This is a genomic window from Geomonas sp. Red32 (genome assembly GCF_023652955.1).
Classification (GTDB): Bacteria; Desulfobacterota; Desulfuromonadia; order Geobacterales; family Geobacteraceae; genus Geomonas.
Genome location: NZ_JAKLOY010000021.1, coordinates 1 through 647, shown reverse-complemented (window position 1 = coordinate 647; position 647 = coordinate 1). Strand labels below are relative to the sequence as shown.

At 63.8% G+C, this 647-nt stretch carries 1 protein-coding gene; it reads right to left on the bottom strand.

Going from position 1 to position 647, the window contains the following annotated elements; translation table 11 throughout:
• On the bottom strand, positions 1–647 hold a 647-nt coding region (locus tag L4X63_RS23545), incomplete at both ends, for an HAD-IC family P-type ATPase (protein ID WP_250681109.1).

Below are 647 nucleotides of genomic sequence, written 5' to 3'. Positions count from 1 at the left end.
CCGTAGATCAGCAGGTTGTTGATCAACAGCTTCTCGGCCGGCATGGGGCGGAACTTGGTCCCCTTCAGGGCCAGCGGAACCAGGATCGGGATGATGATGGCGTTGAAGATGACCGCCGACAGGATGGCCGACAGCGGGCTCGCCAGCCGCATGACGTTCAGCACGTTCAGCTGCGGGTAGATGGAGAGCATCATGGCCGGGATGATGGCGAAGTACTTGGCCACGTCGTTGGAGATCGAGAAGGTGGTCAGGTTGCCGCGGGTCATCAGGATCTGCTTGCCGACCTCCACGATGTCGAGGAGCTTGGTCGGGTTGGAGTCGAGGTCGATGATGTTGGCCGCCTCGCGGGCCGGCTGGGTACCGGTGTTCATCGCCACCGCCACGTCCGCCTGGGCGAGCGCCGGGGCGTCGTTGGTGCCGTCGCCGGTCATGGCGACCATGAAGCCCGCCTCCTGGTTCTCCTTGATGAGGCGGAGCTTGTCCTCCGGTTTGGCCTGGGCGAGGAAGTCGTCCACCTGCGCCTCGGCGGCGATGGCGGCAGCGGTCAGCGGGTTGTCGCCGGTGATCATCACGGTCTTGATCCCCATGCTCCTAAGCTGCAGGAAGCGCTCCTGGATCCCCGCCTTGATGATGTCCTTCAGGTTGAT